Genomic DNA, 19,034 nt, shown 5'->3' with positions numbered 1-19,034 from the left:
GTTAGTGAGTTATATACTTAAAAGCAGGCTTAGGTTCTCCATTCTGGTCTAAAAACCCGAAGAATCTTTGCCTGCTTTTTCTCCATGGTAATCTACCCACCACCTGCGAAGGAACTTCCTCGAAATCATATAATGTCCAGGACATAAATGCAAGATCCTCTTTTTTAAAGAAGTCTTGCATTTTTTTATGGTAACCGGCCTGTGCTTCTTCATCGGTTCCAAAAGGATTCCATAAACCGTGATAAGAACTCATTCCAAACTCTTGCATTACCAGTGGTTTATTCATAATTTCTTTTTCAAGAATGCTATAATCTGAAGCTAATTTTTCTAGATCTTTATAAAAATGAAAAGATACAAAATCTATTTTATCCTGAAGATTTACCGCAGCTTCTGGCGACGACCAGCCAATCGTAATTAGATGATTTGGATCGTATTTTTTAATCTCATCGGCAACGTGAGATAACCACTGCAAAACCATATCTTTCCCACGGCTTTCAAAATCCAAATCGGGTTCATTTTTTAGATCCCAGGCTAAAATTGCCGAATGATCTTTAAAAGCTGAAACGATCTGATCTGCATGCCGGTGGGTGAGCGTCCAATCCAACACCGAATAATCTCCATAAAAATCAAACAAAGTAACCACTACTTTTAATTGATTTTCATCAGCCAGATCTAAAACCGTTCTTAGTTTCTCTAATTTCTGCGGAAGAACTTCAGCTTTTCCAAAATCTTCATACTGAATAAAAATCCGAATACTGTTTAACCCGGCATTTCTGATAATTTTAAAATCTTGAGCGATCGTATCTTTACTGAAGTTTTCTCCAAACATATCCCAGGGCGAATCCTTTGGGTAATAATTGATTCCCTTGATTTTAAATTCGTTATTTTCAACAATTATTTTTTTGCCTTTAACTTCAGCAATTTTATTGGTCGCAACCGAATCTTCTTGTGCTTTAGCCGAATGTTTTACCATGTGCCTTATGCGCCAAAATCCGTCTTCTAAAAGCATCATTACGCGATACGACGAGGTGTCCTGATGCGTCAAAAGTTTTTTATCCTGCTCGTAAATTTCCTGATATTCGATCACCTCATCATCAGTGATCACCACCAACTGCCCATCTGCACTGTAAAACTCTAATTTGGGGTGATGATTTAAAGTTGTCGCCTCTAAATGAATGTCATTTTCTTTATTAAACGCAATGGTCTTAAAAAGATTTACACGAGAACTATCGGTATAATAATCTTCGATTCCGTAAGGATTATTGGTTTTATAAGCCACGTGTTTTACATACCAGGCGTTCAAATAATCCTGCTGAATTTCACCTAAAGTCTGCTGCTCCATTGGACGGCCGGGATTTTCTAAACTCCCCCATTCGATATCTGGCAAATACACATCTTTGCTCAACACCTCGGTATGCAACATTCCTGTGCGCTCGGCTCCTGTATTTAACCACGCCAAAACCGAACTCAATCCAAAAAGCACCAACGCATTTAGCGCCACAAAAGTGACGATCAACCCGGCACGATAGATATTTTTATTCATCTTATTCTTCATAACTCAGTTCTTCTGTGGTTTTGCTTTTGCCCAGGGCTTCAATTTTAAAACTATAGCTGTTTTCAGGATAAAAACTTTTGGTTAATCGAAAAGTCACGAAACCATCATTCGAGGTTTCCTGCTTTATTTCAACTAATTTATTTTGATGAAAAATATGCAATTTCACTACGGCACCATCGGGAATTAGCTGTTGCATAAAACTTTGCAGTGGCCCTATTTTGATGCTTCGATTTCCGTTAGAAAATTCGACTTCAAAATCTTTTAAAGCTTGTCTAAAACTAATTTCAATTTCATTACTTTCAGCCAAACCTGTCACATAGCCTTTAATTTTCCAGGTATCGGGATGATCTGGATGAATTATTTTTGCCGTCGCCACTCCTTCGATCGAACTTCCTCTGGTGGTAAGCATTGTTCCCGCTTCATTTTCGATATAAAACGACACCAAAGTTCCATCGCTAATCGTATTTCCCCATTCATCTTTTATTTCTGAAGTGGTAAATTCTGCAATCTGATTTCCATCGGCAAAATCGTGATTTCTGAATGAGAATATCTGAAAGTCTGTCGCGTTTGAAGGAAAAACATTGGTAGTTAATTCGATCGAATTTACGCCTAAAACCGTCGAAGAAACATTGATATTTCCTGTTTTTCGATAGGCCATAATATTTCGCCAGGCCATAAGTTTATCTGTAAATATTTCTACAGAATCGATCTCCTCGTAAAACTGTTTATGCAGCATCACGCTTGTGCTATCGGGCAAAGGATTATCCATCGCGTCCATTGGCACGACCACTAACATCGAATAATCACGATCGCCCGCCTGAATACTTCGCGGCCCAAAATAACTTTCGATCACTGTTTTTGAAGCAACTTTTGGCAGAATCTCGAAACTTCCGGTTTGTAATTGCTCTTCATCCTTCAGCAAAATCCAATTGACTTCCCCGCTTTTTGCACTTAGAAAATCAGGAATTAAAAATGTGGCTTGATTTTCTGCAATCTCAGGTTTTAGAATCGTTTGCGAATAAGAATGATGAAGATAAAGTTTACAGCTTTTATCGATATTGTTGAATTTCAGCTGAATTTTTTCGCCGGCTGTATATCGATCTTTGGCATTTATAAGCTCGATTTTTTCAGCATCAACTTCAGTATAAAAATATCCAAAAGAAGAGCCTAAAACGACCAAACTCAGCAATATGATGAATCTAATTTTTAGCTTCATTATTTTGGATTTCCAACGTAGTTATTCAGTTCTAATTTAATGAAATTATAGCCTTTTCCTTCCAAAGCCTGCATTTGCTGTTTTGGATGATCTTCTTTACGATCTGGAATCACTTTTATGGCGATCTCTTTATTAGGCAAACCATTTACAAAAATATTTTCCATCGAAGAATTGATAATTTCTACTTCTTCTAGATTCGGCAAATCATAATCAAAATATTGTTTACGCTGTACCCGCACGCCTTCTCGCATAAAATCCTGATTCACCCAAACAAGCTGTTTATTTTCATCGTAATACGAAAAAATAAGCTCGGGAATGGTCACTTCCTGGATTCCGTAGTTAAAAAGTGTTCCAGAGATCTTGTCTTCAGCATAATTTGCATCGGCCAGGGCTACGTATTTATAAAGATCTGTATTGGCAACATTTCCCGCGCATTGCAAATTGAATTTGGTTGGCGGTTCTGGTAATTCTACCGGCGTAAATTCATCTGGATTAAACGTCTCTGGAATTTTATCGTTTTTCCCCAACCACGCGATCCCTTCAAAATCGACTCTAAAACTGCTAATTTCCTTCGGAAGCAATTTATGGCTCATCACATATTTTGCGCTATAGCCGGCAAGTTCTTTGTTGTCGTCGTTGTATAAGGTGCCTTTGATCACCACATCGGCAGGCACATTATCGACATTCTGAATTTCGCCAATAATCGCATAACGATCGCCCTTTTTCACCAATTTTGCTGAAAGCACCTCTAAAACCGGCTGTTTTAAAACATCCTGGTGATAGGTTTGCTGTGTGGTAATTCTTCGACGCCCATGATTATAAAACTGCGTTAGATTATCTGAAAAAAGCTGATCTGGCGGAATATCCAGATCGTAAGTACTCGGTTTTATAAACCACTTTCCTCCTATTTTAATGACATCGTGCTCGTAGGTTTTGTCGATCTTTTCGAGCGGAGTGATCCACTCGGTATGCGCCAAGATCTTCGCCCTGTTCTTTGATTCACTAAGCACTTCCAGCCCAATCGAATCCATTTTTGCGTAAGAACTTAAAATACCATCGGTTACTGAAACTTCAAGCATATATTGTGCGATCGTCACATCACTTTTTGGATCTAGATAAGAATGTGCTCTTTCAAACTCCTTAAAATCGAGCGCATCGTAATACGATCGCACAACATTTTCAGCGCTTATTTGTGTCGCATTTTTAATGTAAAAAAGGTAAATTCCGTAGAAAATGACTCCGCATAAAATTACCGCCCAAATATGACTAATCTTGATCAGCTTCCAGCTGAAACCGTCGTAATTAGTTTTAAATCTTAAAAAATCGGGTTTCTCGGGTATTTTGATCTTTAGCGTTTGAAACCAGATCAACTGAATATTAATAAAGAATGCGATCAAAACAGTGAGCACCGGAATCACGCCCCACATAATTTTAAGAAAAACGGGAACGTCTTCTTTTGGCAAAATCTTGCTAAGTGGCGGGACATTTAATTTTTCCCAAACCATGATCCCATTTTCTAGTTGCTGAAGCCTTTGCCAACCCGAGAAATACAAAATAGGATCGTAAAACTTATCATTCGAAAATATGTATTTCAGGTTATATTTTTCTGGAACAGTTAAGAATTGCTGCAAAGAACCAATCCCTTCTACCCCCCGGAATTTTGAATTTTCCAGTCGCTCTACTGCTCTGGTGGTAAGTTCTGGTAAACGCCGTGCGCTATGATAATTTCCATCTACGGTTAATGCATTGGTTTGTGCTGAAAGCCACGCCATCTGATCACCAAATCCCAAAGTTAAAAACCGCCAATGATCATGCTGATCCTGATTTAGAAAATTGGTAATAGGCAAGGTTTTTATTTTTTGTGGCTGCATAGGCCTAAAATAGCCGAGCGTGATTGTAAAAATGCACATAAAAAGGAACATTCCTACCAATACAGCTCCTAAGACCCGATGATAAACCGCGCCTAATTTCTCCTGAATTTTCCAACGCAAATCACCTTCAGCAAAACGATAGCCAAATTCACCGAATATCGGCAAAGCCATGATCGATGCCCAAAGCGTAAATCGATCTAAAGTAAGAATATTAAAGGCAGTATCGCCAAGCATCATTCTAGGGATTGGTGTAGTTCCACCGGTTCCCAAAATGGTTAATAAGGTAAACGACAAACCAAAAAAGATGTATCGTTTTGAATAATATCGATAAAAAATATACGGTAGCAGAAACAATAAAATTCCCCACGGAATGGTAAAGAATACCAAGCCAGAGGAAGTAACTTCTAAAAAGTTATCTCTACTCCCATGCGGAATGGGTACTTGCGTGATCGGGTTTTTCTTTGAATTAATCCAATACGGCAAAATACATGTTACGATGATGACCAGCGAAATTCCACCAAATAGGACAATTCTTTTAAAGGCTTCAAAAAAAGATTTCAGAAAAACTTTAAAAGTGACTTCTTTGATATGATTTACTCGCTCTCGTGAATTATCCATCACCGCCATCCCAATTAAGGGAAAGATAAAAAACACCATTCCAAAGATCGGTGTTACGTGATGCGAGGTAACGGTAACCGCTAATAAAGAGATCGCTCTAACCAGAGAACCGAGTTTCCCGGTTTTTATCCACATGTAGATTTCAGGCATGCAATGCATCAACACCGAAACCCCTACAATGCTGGGTAACTGACCAAAAATATGCAGGGTTTCTACAAAAGAGGACGAAAAAACCGCCAATAGCGCTGCATATCCCGCAGCCTTTCGATCGGCAAGCATCATCAATGAAAATCTGTAAACCCCGGTGATAAAAAGAATGATGCCAATAACCCCAACCGTGAACAACCCAAATTTGAGTCCGCCAATATAACTTAACAGCCCCATCACCTGGTGGACCAGCGGTGGATAGCCCATTACCGTAAAACCCGTGTACCACTCGTAGTTCCAGGGTTCCCACCAACTATTGGCATAATGATCTGCAAAAAATAAATGAATTAAAGCATCGTAAGTATTTTCTATAGTGAAGAAAATCGCCGTCCCATGAAAAAGAACGCCAATAATCAAGGCTACTATTAAATATTTATTAGTCTTTTCCTTCATTCGCTAGATAAGTTCTATAAAACTACGATAAATATAAAAGAATGTTTATCGTAATAGCAATCCATTTATCGATACAATTTAACCACTCGTCTAACTAAAATTTGTTCTTCATCTAATAACCAGCGTAATACACTCTAAATCAATCTACTTTTGAACCATATAAACAATCTAATGCCATGAAAATTTTAGCCATCGACGACCAGCAGTTAGTCCTTCTTCCTTTGAAGAGACGTTTAAGTGAATTGGGATATGACGTAGAAACAGAAACTGATGCTTTAAAAGCTAAAGCTACTTTCGACACTTTTAAGCCAGATCTAGTGATTGTGGATATTAATATGCCTATAATTTCAGGAATCGAAATTATTAGATACATAAGAGGTACAAAAAATAGCACAACTCCAATTATGGTCTTATCTGGAAATACAGATGATAACCTAATTGTAGAAAGTTTTGATCTTGGGGTTGAAGATTATATGAAAAAGCCTTTAAGTCTGGACGAAGTTTCGGCTAGAGTGAAACGTTTAATAGGTGCTGTAAATAAAGAGCAAAAAGCGGTTTCTCAGAACACCATCATTCAGAAAAGATGTGTGGGCGTTGTGATCCCATGCTACAATGAAGAGGATAGATTGTTAAGCAAAGAATTTACAGATTTTGTTGAAAAACACTCTGGATATCATCTTTGTTTTGTTAACGACGGAAGTAAAGACAATACGCTGCAGGTTTTAAACGACCTACGTAGAGGCAGAGAAGATTATATCACGGTTTACGATTGTGAAAAAAACGGAGGAAAAGCTGAAGCAGTTCGATTAGGGATGCTACACATGGCCGAGTATACTGATCTTGATTATATTGGATTTTTAGATGCCGACTTATCTACAGATCTTACAGATTTTGATGATCTAGTTAAAACGATAGAAACCTCAGATTTTAAAATTGTAAGCGGTAGCCGAATTTCCAGAATGGGTGCCAATATTGCGAAAGAATCGGCCAGAGAAATTATCAGCTTAACAATAAACTACATTATTAGAAAAATTCTAAGAATGAACTTTAAAGACACCCAATGTGGAGCTAAGATCATGGATAAAGAAGTGATAAAGATCGCTTTTAATGAACCTTTTATTACAAAATGGCTTTTTGATGTAGAGATCTTTATGCGAATGAAAAAACATTTTGGAGCTGAAAAAGCAAACTCATTTATCTGCGAGCAACCTTTAAAAAGATGGGTACATGCAGATGGATCTAAATTATCAATGAAGGATTCAGCAAAGATCGTTTTTCAGCTTGGTCATATTGCAGCGCACTATAAGCGTAAAAGTGTGGGAAAGCAAAATCAAAATTATAATTACGTCATTGAATCTGGTAAAGTGAATGTATAAAGAATTTCATTTTGAATGCCTCGATATGGGTTTAATTCCCCGAGGTTCTTGATTTTCAATTTTTAATTTGTGCTCAAAACCACGTAGTTAATCTGCGTGGTTTTTCTTTTTAGCTGATTAGTTCTCTATCACGAATCTTGCTTTTACCGGGAAATGATCTGAGGCATAAGTTTCCTTCAGGACTTCGTGCTTTAAAACTTCAACTTTATTCCCTTTAAACAAAATATAATCAATCGTACTATCTGGATTTTGTGCGGACGAGGTAAACTCGCAATCTTCTATACAGCTAGATGTGAAAGCTTCAAATAAATACTTCATTGACGCACTGTTAGGCATAACATTAAAATCGCCGGTCACAAAAATCGGCTCAGGTTCCTCCGAAAGCACTTCGCGTAATGCCGAAACCTGGGCAAAATTGTTTGAAGCATCTGTATAATCTAAATGTGTATTCGCTATTGTAATAACAAGATCTTTTTTAATATGAATTTTAGCCAAAGACAGTGTTCTTGGCTCGGCATTTTTAGGATTGGGTAATTTCTTGGTAAGCGTATCTGAGATTGGAAATTTAGATAAGATCGCCGTACCATAACCTCCTCCCTGAAAATCGATCGACTTTGAAAAATACCAATATTCGAAACCAGCTTTCGCTGCCAGTTCTTTTGCCATATCCAAATTCTTTCCAGACCGCTTTGTGAAAACATCGATTTCCTGTAACCCAACAATATCTGCTTTACTTTTTTTCAGAATAGCAGCAATGGTATCTATATTTATAAGATCTGAAGCTGAAGGTGGATTAGCATGATGAATATTATAACTTAGGATCACAAGCTCATCGCTTTGCTTTTCCTGAGAAGTCATTTTCAAATTTACACCTAAAAAAACAAGAATAAAACCGGCTAATCTTAGCTTTGAACTACGCATAATTTTTCTCTTTAAGAATATTTCAGTAAAAGTAAATTATCTCGCAGCAAGCCCACGAGGCATTCATTAGAAACAAATTTTTAATTTCGAGACAAGCCTTGGGATATTATACCCTTTGGCGGTGCCAATAGATTCTGAAATTAAAATACAAATATGCAGTTTAGATCGAATAATTATATTGCCAAAATATTAATTTATAGACTGAAGAGTTAATTTGAATCTCACGAGAAAGAAATAAATATTATCTTCCCAAAAATTTTAGAATACTATGGCCTCTGGATTTTTCGCTTTGTTAGATGATATTGCAGCTTTGATGGACGATGTTGCGGTAATGAGTAAGGTTGCCGGTAAAAAAACTGCCGGACTTTTAGGAGATGATCTCGCCGTTAATGCTGAAAAAGCCTCTGGTTTCGTTTCTTCCCGGGAGTTACCGGTTTTATGGCAAATCACTAAAGGATCTTTGCTGAATAAATTAATAATCCTGCCACTCGGTTTTCTCTTAAGCGCCTTTTTACCTTCTGTGATTCATATTATTTTATTGTTTGGCGGACTTTATCTTGCCTACGAAGGTGCTGAAAAAGTGTATGAGTTCGCTTTTCCGCATAAAAAGCATCACAAAAAAATTGACACGACTGAAAAATTAACGAAAGAAGAAATTCTAGCTCGAGAAAAAGACAAGGTGAAATCGGCTATTTTAACCGACTTTATTTTATCTGTTGAAATTGTAATTATTGCCCTGGGAACTGTTGAAGGGGCTGAACTTCCAACACAGATCATCGTAGTGTCTATGATCGCCCTCGTTGCAACCATAGGTGTTTATGGGATTGTGGCTTTAATTGTAAGAATGGACGATTTTGGCACCAAACTTATCGATCTAAACGAAGAGGATAATAGTTTTTCTGATAAAGTTGGTAGATTTTTGGTAAACGCTTTACCTAAAGTAATTAAAGGACTTTCTGTAATAGGAACAATAGCTTTAATGCTGGTTTCAGGAGGAATATTTACTCATAATCTAGATTTTCTACACGATATTTTTCCACAGATCCCAGCAATGATCACCGAATTCTTTATTGGTTTAATCGTTGGTATTTTAGTTTTGATCGTAGTTAAACTAGTTAAAAAAGTGATTAAAAGCTTTAAAAAATAAACTACCCCGGAGCAAGCCCACGAGGTATTCAAAAGACACAAATTTTTAATTTCGAGGCAGACCTCGTATACCTTTTGGCGGTGCCAATAAATTGCTTAATAGCCTAATTTGCTGTTATAAAGGCTATCTAAAATAAGCCACATTACTACAACGCTTAAGATTAAGATGATGATATAGCGGTTTTTGTGCAAAAACGGTTTAACTCGGTGCATAGTGATAGATTTGGGACAATAAATGTACTCACATTCCCTTAAAAACAAGTACGGTTTCCCATAAAATTAACTATTAATATTCAATAATATTACCCCACCAAGAAAACTTCTCAGCACTAAAACTAGGCTACAATTTTCTTTTGTTTATTTTTAGGCTTCAAAGACATTTCAAAAGATCAAATGGCATTATTTCAAACTTCGGTTTTAAAAAAATACCTTAAAGCCCAAGACCAAAACCAGATTTCTAAGGCGTATAGAAAGTTTAGCAAGTATTTTTTAGATCCTAAAATTCAGGAAAATATCAAAAGCTCGAAAGAAGAAGAATATCAGGGCATTTTTCTTACCGAGTTGTTTGTAAAGGTTTTAGACTACACAATGAAACCTAATGCTCACTATAATCTGGTAGCCGAATATAAAAACCAAACCAACTCCCGTAAGGCCGATGGTGCCATTTTAAAAGAAGATTTAGCCCTAGGCGTTATCGAGCTTAAAGGCACCAACACCAAACATTTAGAAGGGATTCGCCAACAGGCATTCGATTATAAAGCCAACCAAAAAGGCTGTGTGTATGTAATTACCTCTAATTTCGAAAAACTTCGGTTTTATATTAACGATGCGACCGAGTTTTTAGAATTCGATCTTTTTAGTTTAACCGAAGATCGCTTTGCCCTACTCTATTTATGTCTTCAAAAAGAGAATTTCTTAAGCGGTTTGCCTTTAGAAATTAAAGAAGCTTCGTTGATAGAAGAAAGCCAGATCACCAAAGGTTTTTATAAAGATTACTCGGTTTTTAAACGTGAATTGTATCGCGATTTAGTGAGAAACAACGCTAAAAAATTAAAAGCTGGTGCATCGAATTTCATTTCGAGCGAAGTCGAGAGATCTCCTGAAGAATTACAGGAACAACAACGCCTCGAAAAAAATGTAAAGCTTACCTTATTTAAAAAATCACAGAAATTAATAGATCGTTTTCTGTTTATCTTTTTTGCTGAAGATCGCGGACTGTTACCGCCCAACGCCATTTTACAGATCATCGAAGATTGGAACAAGCTTAAAGACCTGGATGTAAACCAACCGCTGTACGAGCGTTTTAAACTTTATTTTAGTTATCTGGACACCGGCCGAAAAGGCACCGATAAAAAAGCAGAGATCTTTGCTTATAATGGCGGACTTTTTAAACCCGATACGATTTTAGATCTTCTAGAGATCAATGATGAATTGCTTTACAAACACACCGCAAAACTTTCGGCTTACGATTTTGAAAGCCAGGTTGATGTAAATATTCTGGGGCATATTTTTGAAAATTCGCTAAATGAAATTGAAAGTGTAAATGCTGAAATTGAAGGTGATAATTTTGACAAGCAGAAGAGTAAACGTAAAAAAGACGGCGTTTTTTACACGCCTAAATACATTACCAAATATATTGTTGAAAATACCGTAGGTAAACTTTGTGAAGAAAAGAAAACCGAACTCGAGTTTCGGGAAGAAGAATATTTTGAAGTAAAAAAAGGAACACGAACCGCGACCAAAAAGAAATTAATTGCCACGCTCGACACTTATCGAGATTGGTTATTACAGCTTACTATTTGCGATCCTGCCTGTGGCTCGGGTGCATTTTTAAACCAGGCGTTGGAATTTCTTATTGCAGAACACGCTTATATCGACGAGCTTAAAGCCAAAGTTTTGGGTGGCGCGATCGTGTTTAGCGATATCGAAAACACCATTTTAGAAAACAATATTTACGGTGTAGATATTAACGAAGAAAGTGTAGAAATTGCCAAACTTTCCCTTTGGTTACGTACCGCGCAACCGCGCAGAAAATTAAACGATCTAAGCAGCAATATTAAATGTGGTAATTCTTTGATCGATGCTAAAAGCGTTGCCGGCGATAAAGCTTTTAAATGGGAAGAAGAATTCCCAGCAATTTTTGCTAAAGGTGGTTTTGATGTGGTAATTGGGAATCCGCCTTATGTTTCGAAAAGTTTTGATGATAATATCAAAAAATTTTTAAATAAATCTTATGAAACGGCAGAATATCAGTTGGATCTATATGTTTCATTTATGGAAAAAGCTGTAACCATCTCCAAATCAAAAAGTTTAATAAGTTTCATAGTACCAAATTCTTGGCTCAAAAATTTGATGTTTAGCAAATGTCGATTTTTTTTGTTGGAAAATTTGAATTTTATTTCAATCATTCCAAATCTTGAAAATGTATTTGAAGATGCTAATGTAGATACCATGGTTTTTATAGCTAAACCAAAAGTTAATCCTGAAAATAAAATTGAGATAGGGCAATTTGTAAACAAAGCATTCAAGGTAAAACATATTACTAATGAGCAAAGATTTTTAAATAATCATAAATACACGTTTGATGTCGAGATAAGTGAAGAAAAAGAAATTATTTTCAAAAAAATTGATAAACAATTCACCGCTCTGAGTGAAATTTGTGATATTACAAGAGGTGTAAATCCATATGATAAATATAGAGGCCAATCTCAAGAAATAATTAAGAATAAGTTATATCATTCTCACTTTAAGAAAGATGAGACTTTTGTTCCAGAACTTAGAGGTAAACATATAAATAGATATAATTATAATTGGGATGAAGTAAGCTACATAAGTTACGGAGAATGGCTTGCTGCTCCAAGAGAAATGAAATATTTTGATGGTAAAAGGATTCTATGCAGACAAGTACTAAGCAGTCATCTAAATTGCTGTTTAATAGAAGAAAAATTCATAATTGATCAAAGTGTATTCATAGCAAAAATTAAGGAAAATTTTTTGGAGGAATACTCTTCTTATTTTATTCTAATACAATTGGCTTCTAAGTTAATGGCATTTTATTTCAAATTTAAAGCTAATGAATTCGATGCATTGTTCCCTAAAATAAAAATTGGTGAATTCAGAGAACTACCAATTAAAAAGATTGAAAAATCAAAGCAAGAAATTTTTCAGATAAAATCTGATTCATTAAAAATCACTTTTAATGAATTCAACTCAACTATAAAATCAATTAATAGATTTATATTTTCTAAATTTAATTTAGAAAAAATTTCTAAAAAACTCCAAAACTGGCACGAGTTGGACTTTGGGGAGTTTATAAAAGAACTCAATAAAGCCATTAATGCAGCAAACCGTGAGCGTCGTAAAAACGAGCAGCCAGAAATCCCAAAACTCACCAAAAAAGATGAGTTTGAGTGGATGGAGCTTTTTGAAGACAATAAGAAAAAAACCGTAGAACTACAAACACAAATCAACCAACTCGACCAGCAAATCGACCAAATGGTTTATGAACTGTATGGCTTGACCGAGGAGGAAATCGCTATTGTGGAAAATTCGTAATTAATTTAAATTAAATTATGGCGATTCACGAGCACAAAAAAATAGAATAACGCGAGATAAATATCAATCGTTGAACAATCTTAATCTTTCCTTTAAAGTTTTTGATTTTTATTCACGAGCTCTTAAAAAAATAGAATGAGGTGCTGTGGCAAGCACAGTATGACGTATAAAAGATAAATTTATGATCGATTGGAAGGAACAAAAAGAATGCAGTAAAAAACTACTAGAAAACACTATAAAATTAATTGATAAAATTGAAGTTGAATCAACTAAGTTTAGCTTAGAAATAAATTCAACAGATTTAAAAGAATCTTCCTGTGACATTAATGAATTAGTTCAGAATACCTTTAGCAAAATTAATTTCGATCCTATTTATTGTATTCAGTTAATCGATGAGAATTGTTCAAAAGAAATAGGTCAAGCTTTTGATATAGCGAAGAAAAATAAACTAGAGGAAAGATGTTATTCAAAATATAACGATTGCATCAGTAAAACACTTTAAGTAGGAATTAGTCAGGGAAAAAGTTTTCAAAAGCGAATGCGCGAACATTTAGGAGCAGGATCGAAATCAACCTACGCTTTAAATTTGCAGTATTGGATTCCTGAAAATATTGAAGTTAAAATTTCAGTATTTAAACCAAACATACCTGAGTATGATAAAAAAGAACATTTAAACCTTATGGAACTCTTAGAGCAATCTTTATGGGATAAATTAGAACCAATGATGGGTAAACTTAGTGGCCAACTTTAAAGAAAAATAGCCTAATATTTTCTTAACTAAGAATTGACTAAATTATATGTAATTCCATATAATTTAAGGTGAAATACGAAAATTATATGCTTTAACGTATAATATCAAAATAGATCAATCATTCTAAGAATTGGACATTGCATTTAAGAGATTTCAAAATGGCAATATTGGGAATAAAAAAACCGCAGAAAAATCTGCGGTTTTTTGTGGCGGAGAAAGAGGGATTCGAACCCCCGGAGGTGTGACCCTCAACGGTTTTCAAGACCGCCGCATTCGACCACTCTGCCATTTCTCCTTAGCGGATGCAAATATAGAAAGCTTTTTCCTTTCTACACAATAAAATTTCAATAATTTTTAATCGAATTTTTACAAGACTGATATTCAATAAAAAAGAGACCTGTTTTTATCGAATATTAAAATACATATATGCTTTTCTTTACCTTTACAATTATAAACCTAACCAGATTATGAAAATCAAACACTTATTTTATTTAGGATTGCTATGTTTAACTACTGGCGTCTTTGCACAAAACGAGAAATACAAAGAACTTATGAGTCAGGATTGGCCAAATTTGAAGCGTTATCGAGAGGCTAACGAAACTGTAAAACAAGATACTAAAGAGGTTATTGCCGTCTTTATGGGAAATTCTATAACCCAGGGCTGGTACGACCAACACCCAGATTTCTTTACAGAAAATAATTATATAGGTCGTGGTATTGGCGGGCAAACAACACCGCAAATGCTAATTAGATTCACTCCAGATGTGATCGATCTACAACCAAAAGTAGTAGTGATCCTAGCCGGCACCAATGATATTGCAGGAAATACCGGGTTTTCTTCAGTAAAAATGATTACCGATAATATTAAAGCTATGGCCCAGCTTGCGACTGCAAATAACATTAAAGTGGTGCTTAGCTCTATTCTTCCCGTTTACGATTATCCCTGGCGCCCGGGATTAGAACCTGTAGCTAAGATTGCCGAAGTAAACGACTGGTTAAAATCCTATGCTGAAGAAAATGGGCATATTTACCTGGATTATTTCCCGGCTTTGGCCAACGAACAACAAGGCATGAAGAAAGAATATGCTTCAGATGGTGTTCACCCAACTTCAGAAGGATACGATGTGATGCAACCTTTAGTGAAAGAAGCTATTGCTAGTGCTTTAAAAAAATAACTTCAGAATTAACCAATATCGCTTTCAATAAGCATTCAGAAGAAAAGAACAAGTACAAGCTCATAATTTGAGATAAACTACTATATTGTGCAACCGTATATTTAAATTCGAAAAATTCAAATGAAAAAATTATTAGTATTTGCCCTAACTGCTAGTTTAGTTGGATGTGGCGCGCATCAAAAAGATGTAGACAAAGCCGACCCAATGAAATATGCTGAAACGATTACACCTTCAGACCTTAAGGAGCGTGTTTACACTTTTGCAAGTGATGAGTTCGAAGGTCGTGAGACAGGTGAACCAGGACAGAAAAAAGCTGCAGAATACCTAAAAGAACAGTATAAAAAGTTTGATGTTCCATCGGCTTTAGGTGGTGACGATTATTTTCAGGAAGTTCCAAAAAGTTATTTTAGAGGAGACACAAAAGCTTCTGAAAATGTAGTGGCTTTTATAAAAGGAAGCGAAAAACCTGAAGAGATTTTAGTTATTTCTTCTCACTACGATCACGTAGGAATGGATAAAGACGGAAACGTTTTTAACGGAGCAGATGATGATGCTTCTGGAAGTATGGGTGTTGTAGAAATTGCGCAGGCATTTTCTGAAGCTGTAAAAGATGGCTACACTCCAAAACGTTCTATTCTTTTCTTAAACAACACTGGTGAAGAAAAAGGACTTGTTGGATCTAAGTATTATACCGATAACCCAATTTTCCCTTTAGAAGAAACTGTAGCGAACCTTAACATCGATATGATTGGTCGTATCGATCCAGATCACGAAGGAAACGACAACTATGTTTACCTAATTGGTAGTGATAAATTAAGTACAGAACTTCATGAGCTTAGTGAGAATGTAAATTCTGAATTCATGAATATGGATCTAGATTACACCTATAACGACGAAAACGACCCTAATCGTTTTTATTATAGAAGTGACCATTACAACTTTGCTAAAAACAATGTACCTGTAATTTTCTATTTTAACGGTGTTCATGCCGATTACCATAAGATCACAGATACGCCAGATAAAATTAACTACGAAGCATTATCTAAAAGAACCCGACTTGTTTTCTTAACAGCCTGGGAAATTGCTAACCGTGACGAACGTTTAGTTGTAGATAAAGCAGAATAATTTTTCTGCGGAAAATATTAAAAAAGCCTCATGAGTTTTCATGAGGCTTTTTTTGGTTTTGGACTTTTGGTTATTGGTATTTTGAATACGTTGATCATTAGAGATTAGTTCCCTTGTCATCTCGACCTTGTGGAGAGATCTCGCTAAAATTTCATTGAGCACTGCTTACTTATTGGTAACTGTGACTGCAAACTGCTTACTTCTACTGAAGACTGATAACTAAACCTAGTTCTTATCCTCCAAAAGTGGTACGAAACGAAACTCCCCAAATTCAGTTTTATCGAATTCTGTTGGAGATTTTCTAACAAATAAGGTCATAATTTGTACATCTTCCCCTACCGGAATCACAAGCCTTCCTCCTACTTTTAATTGCCCCAGCAAATCTTTAGGAACATAAGGTGCTCCTGCAGTCACAATAATTTTATCAAAAGGCGCATAAGCCGGCAAACCTTTATAGCCATCGCCAAAACTTAAATATTTAGGACGGTACCCGATCTTGTTTAAAAATGCCTTAGTTTTTTTATATAATTCTCGTTGACGTTCAATACTAAAAACTCGGGCGCCAAGCTCGCACAAAACTGCGGTTTGATAGCCACTTCCTGTTCCGATTTCAAGGACATTCTCACCTTCAGTAATTTCCAAAAGCTCACTCTGAAAAGCCACCGTATATGGCTGAGAAATTGTTTGATCTGCGGCAATGGGAAATGCTTTATCCTGGTAGGCATGATCTTCAAAACTACTATCCATAAAAAGATGACGCGGAATTTTACCAATCGCCTGTAAAACACGACGATCTGTGATTCCTTTTTTAATTACGGTATTTACCAGTTGTTGTCTTTTTCCTTTATGTCTAAAAGTATCTTTATACAATTTCCAGCAGTTTTTTTATTGTTTACGTTGTCAAAGAAGGACTTTAAAAGCTATGAATTTATTTCTAAAATCGATTAAAAAAATATCGAATTTCGAGTCTTTAAATCGGTCATCCTAAATTACAATTATCGAACAAAAATAGGGAAACAAAAGCTATCGTTCCAAGCAAAAGCGAGCATGATATTAAGATAAAAATATAATCTGTTTACAATCAAAATAGTATTTTTGTTAAAAATCGAAGCTTATGCTTAAAGTTGGGGTACTAGGTGCCGGCCACCTGGGTAAAATCCATTTAAAATTACTAAATCAATCTTCAAAATATACACTTGTTGGTTTCTATGATGCCGATAAGGAGAATTCAGAAAAAGTTGCTGCAGAATTTGGCTATACTGCTTACAACGATCTAGATCAACTTATCGCAGATGTCGATGTAGTAGATGTAGTGACGCCTACGCTTGCTCACTTTGATGTGGCGAAAAAGGTCATTTCAGCAAAAAAACATCTTTTTATAGAAAAGCCTATTACCAACACTTACGAGGAAGCCGAAGAGCTTATTAAAATGGCTTCAGAAAATAGTGTAAAAGGACAAGTTGGACATGTAGAGCGTTTTAACCCGGCGTTTAGATCTGTGGTAGATCGCATCGAGAACCCTATGTTTATCGAGGCGCATCGTTTAGCTGAATTTAATCCTCGTGGCACAGATGTTCCTGTAGTTTTAGATTTAATGATTCACGATGTCGACGCTATTTTAAGCGTTGTAAAATCTGAAGTAAAAAGCATCAACGCCAGCGGTGTTTCTGTAATTAGTGATACTCCAGATATTGCTAATGCAAGAATTGAATTCGAAAATGGCTGCGTTGCTAATTTAACGGCTAGCCGAATTTCGATGAAAAACATGCGTAAGTCACGATTTTTCCAAAAAGACGCTTATATCTCGGTTGACTTCTTAGAGAAAAAATGTGAGGTGGTAAAAATGAAAGATGCTCCGGCTGAACCCGACGAATTTGCCATGATCTTACAAAACGCTGAAGGTGTTAAAAAACAAATTTATTACGATAACCCATCGGTGTCCCCAAACAACGCCATCCTGGATGAGCTAGAAACTTTTGCCGATGCCATTACCAACGATACTACCCCGATCGTGACTTTAGAACAGGGCGCAAAAGCGCTTAAGATTGCCAAAGAGGTGATCGCTAATTTTTAAACCACACAAAACGGAATATAGTATGAATACAATTGCTGTAATTGGCGCAGGAACAATGGGAAACGGAATTGCCCATACTTTTGCCCAATTTGGATTTAACGTAAACCTAATTGATATTTCTAAAGAAAATCTTCAAAAAGGAGTCGACACGATCACCAAAAATTTAGATCGTATGCTGGCCAAAGAGAAGATTTCTGACAAAGATAAAGATCAAACTTTAGCGAATATTTCTAGTTTTATCGATATTCCTTCAGGAGTAAAAAATGTAGATCTTGTTGTTGAAGCGGCTACTGAAAATGAGAATCTAAAACTGAAGATCTTCAGTCAGCTTAACGATATTTGCGACGAGAATGTGATTTTGGCGTCGAATACTTCTTCGATTTCGATCACTAAAATTGCTTCCGTAGTAAAAAATCAAGAGCGTGTTATTGGGATGCATTTTATGAATCCGGTACCGATCATGAAATTGGTTGAAATTATTAGAGGTTACAATACTTCTGATGAAGTGACCGAAAAGATCATGAAACTTTCAGAAAAACTTAATAAAGTTCCTGTTGAGGTAAATGATTATCCGGGCTTTGTAGCTAACAGAATTTTAATGCCAATGATCAACGAAGCGATCGAAACACTTTACAATGGTGTTGCCGGTGTTTACGAGATCGATACGGTAATGAAGTTGGGAATGGCACATCCTATGGGACCTTTACAATTAGCCGATTTTATTGGCTTAGACGTTTGTCTTTCGATATTAGAGGTGATGTATAACGGATTCAAAAATCCAAAATACGCGCCTTGTCCATTACTGGTAAATATGGTTCAGGCGGGGAAAATGGGTGTAAAATCGGGTGAAGGATTTTATGACTATTCTGAAAGTAAAAAAGCTGAAAAAGTATCAGCTCAGTTTATATAAAATTGTGCCTTATTTTTTTAAAAATTTATTAGAATTCGAAATCAGAATATTCCTGGATAAGTTGTGGATGAGATCCCGGATCAAGTCCGGGATGACGAGCAGATCAAAATTAAAAATAAAAATGTCATTTCGAGCGAAATA

14 protein-coding genes and 1 tRNA gene are annotated in these 19,034 nt (G+C 36.0%); 9 read left to right on the top strand and 6 right to left on the bottom strand.

What is annotated here, in order from left to right; translation table 11 throughout:
* Window position 1: 1 nt before the first annotated feature.
* From BM201_RS06150 to BM201_RS06140, 3 genes are read right to left on the bottom strand one after another with little or no spacing between them, the layout of a single operon-like run.
* A complete protein-coding gene (locus tag BM201_RS06150; RefSeq protein WP_245758584.1) occupies window positions 2–1,555 on the bottom strand; it encodes a cellulase family glycosylhydrolase in 1,554 nt (517 codons plus the stop codon).
* The gene (locus tag BM201_RS06145) at window positions 1,545–2,771 is read right to left on the bottom strand and encodes a hypothetical protein (protein ID WP_092540516.1); all 1,227 of its coding nucleotides are present in this window, start codon (window positions 2,769–2,771) and stop codon (window positions 1,545–1,547) included. The genes BM201_RS06150 and BM201_RS06145 overlap by 11 nt, the downstream gene beginning before the upstream one ends.
* Complete coding sequence (locus BM201_RS06140) at window positions 2,771–5,860, bottom strand: hypothetical protein (RefSeq protein ID WP_092540514.1); 3,090 nt, start codon at window positions 5,858–5,860, stop codon at window positions 2,771–2,773. Before BM201_RS06140 ends, BM201_RS06145 begins: the two co-directional genes overlap by 1 nt.
* 176 nt (window positions 5,861–6,036) lie before the next feature.
* On the opposite strand from BM201_RS06140, the gene BM201_RS06135 reads away from it, so the two are divergent.
* Window positions 6,037–7,236, top strand: coding sequence for a response regulator (locus tag BM201_RS06135; RefSeq protein ID WP_092540512.1), 1,200 nt, complete (start codon window positions 6,037–6,039; stop codon window positions 7,234–7,236).
* A 117-nt stretch (window positions 7,237–7,353) separates the two neighbouring features.
* Here BM201_RS06135 and BM201_RS06130 read toward each other — a convergent pair whose 3' ends face one another.
* Window positions 7,354–8,157 carry an endonuclease/exonuclease/phosphatase family protein gene (locus tag BM201_RS06130; protein ID WP_092540510.1) on the bottom strand — a complete coding sequence of 268 codons (804 nt, stop codon included), beginning with the start codon at window positions 8,155–8,157 and terminating at the stop codon, window positions 7,354–7,356.
* Window positions 8,158–8,425: 268 nt separating this feature from the next.
* Between BM201_RS06130 and BM201_RS06125 the strand changes: the two genes are divergently transcribed.
* The 4 genes from BM201_RS06125 to BM201_RS06110 all read left to right on the top strand — a co-directional run bounded on the left by BM201_RS06125 (window position 8,426) and on the right by BM201_RS06110 (window position 13,609).
* Window positions 8,426–9,304, top strand: a complete 879-nt coding sequence (locus BM201_RS06125; protein ID WP_092540508.1) for a DUF808 domain-containing protein — start codon at window positions 8,426–8,428, stop codon at window positions 9,302–9,304.
* Window positions 9,305–9,696: 392 nt separating this feature from the next.
* Complete coding sequence (locus BM201_RS06120; protein WP_092540506.1) at window positions 9,697–12,858, top strand: Eco57I restriction-modification methylase domain-containing protein; 3,162 nt, start codon at window positions 9,697–9,699, stop codon at window positions 12,856–12,858.
* A 181-nt stretch (window positions 12,859–13,039) separates the two neighbouring features.
* Window positions 13,040–13,360: a hypothetical protein gene (locus tag BM201_RS06115; protein WP_092540504.1), complete on the top strand. Its 321-nt coding sequence runs from the start codon at window positions 13,040–13,042 to the stop codon at window positions 13,358–13,360.
* 36 nt (window positions 13,361–13,396) lie between these two features.
* Entirely contained in the window at window positions 13,397–13,609 is a 213-nt protein-coding gene (locus BM201_RS06110; RefSeq protein ID WP_092540502.1) for a hypothetical protein, read from the top strand.
* Between the two features lie 207 nt (window positions 13,610–13,816).
* Here the strand turns inward: BM201_RS06110 and BM201_RS06105 are convergent.
* Window positions 13,817–13,904, bottom strand: a tRNA-Ser gene (locus tag BM201_RS06105).
* Window positions 13,905–14,076: 172 nt separating this feature from the next.
* Here BM201_RS06105 and BM201_RS06100 point away from each other — a divergent pair.
* Window positions 14,077–14,784: an SGNH/GDSL hydrolase family protein gene (locus BM201_RS06100; RefSeq protein ID WP_092540500.1), complete on the top strand. Its 708-nt coding sequence runs from the start codon at window positions 14,077–14,079 to the stop codon at window positions 14,782–14,784.
* 120 nt (window positions 14,785–14,904) lie between these two features.
* Entirely contained in the window at window positions 14,905–15,909 is a 1,005-nt protein-coding gene (locus BM201_RS06095; RefSeq protein ID WP_092540498.1) for a M28 family metallopeptidase, read from the top strand.
* A 225-nt stretch (window positions 15,910–16,134) separates the two neighbouring features.
* Here the strand turns inward: BM201_RS06095 and BM201_RS06090 are convergent, their stop codons facing one another.
* Window positions 16,135–16,779 carry a protein-L-isoaspartate(D-aspartate) O-methyltransferase gene (locus BM201_RS06090; RefSeq protein ID WP_092540496.1) on the bottom strand — a complete coding sequence of 215 codons (645 nt, stop codon included), beginning with the start codon at window positions 16,777–16,779 and terminating at the stop codon, window positions 16,135–16,137.
* Between the two features lie 244 nt (window positions 16,780–17,023).
* On the opposite strand from BM201_RS06090, the gene BM201_RS06085 reads away from it, so the two are divergent.
* Window positions 17,024–17,983, top strand: a complete 960-nt coding sequence (locus BM201_RS06085; RefSeq protein ID WP_092540494.1) for a Gfo/Idh/MocA family protein — start codon at window positions 17,024–17,026, stop codon at window positions 17,981–17,983.
* 22 nt (window positions 17,984–18,005) lie between these two features.
* Window positions 18,006–18,893 (top strand): 3-hydroxyacyl-CoA dehydrogenase family protein, encoded by an 888-nt coding sequence (locus BM201_RS06080; protein WP_092540492.1) that lies wholly within the window; start codon window positions 18,006–18,008, stop codon window positions 18,891–18,893.
* The last annotated feature ends 141 nt before the right edge of the window (window positions 18,894–19,034 follow it).

The organism is Zunongwangia mangrovi, from assembly GCF_900112105.1.
Taxonomy (GTDB): domain Bacteria; phylum Bacteroidota; class Bacteroidia; order Flavobacteriales; family Flavobacteriaceae; genus Zunongwangia; species Zunongwangia mangrovi.
This window is presented reverse-complemented; position numbering and strand designations above follow the sequence as displayed.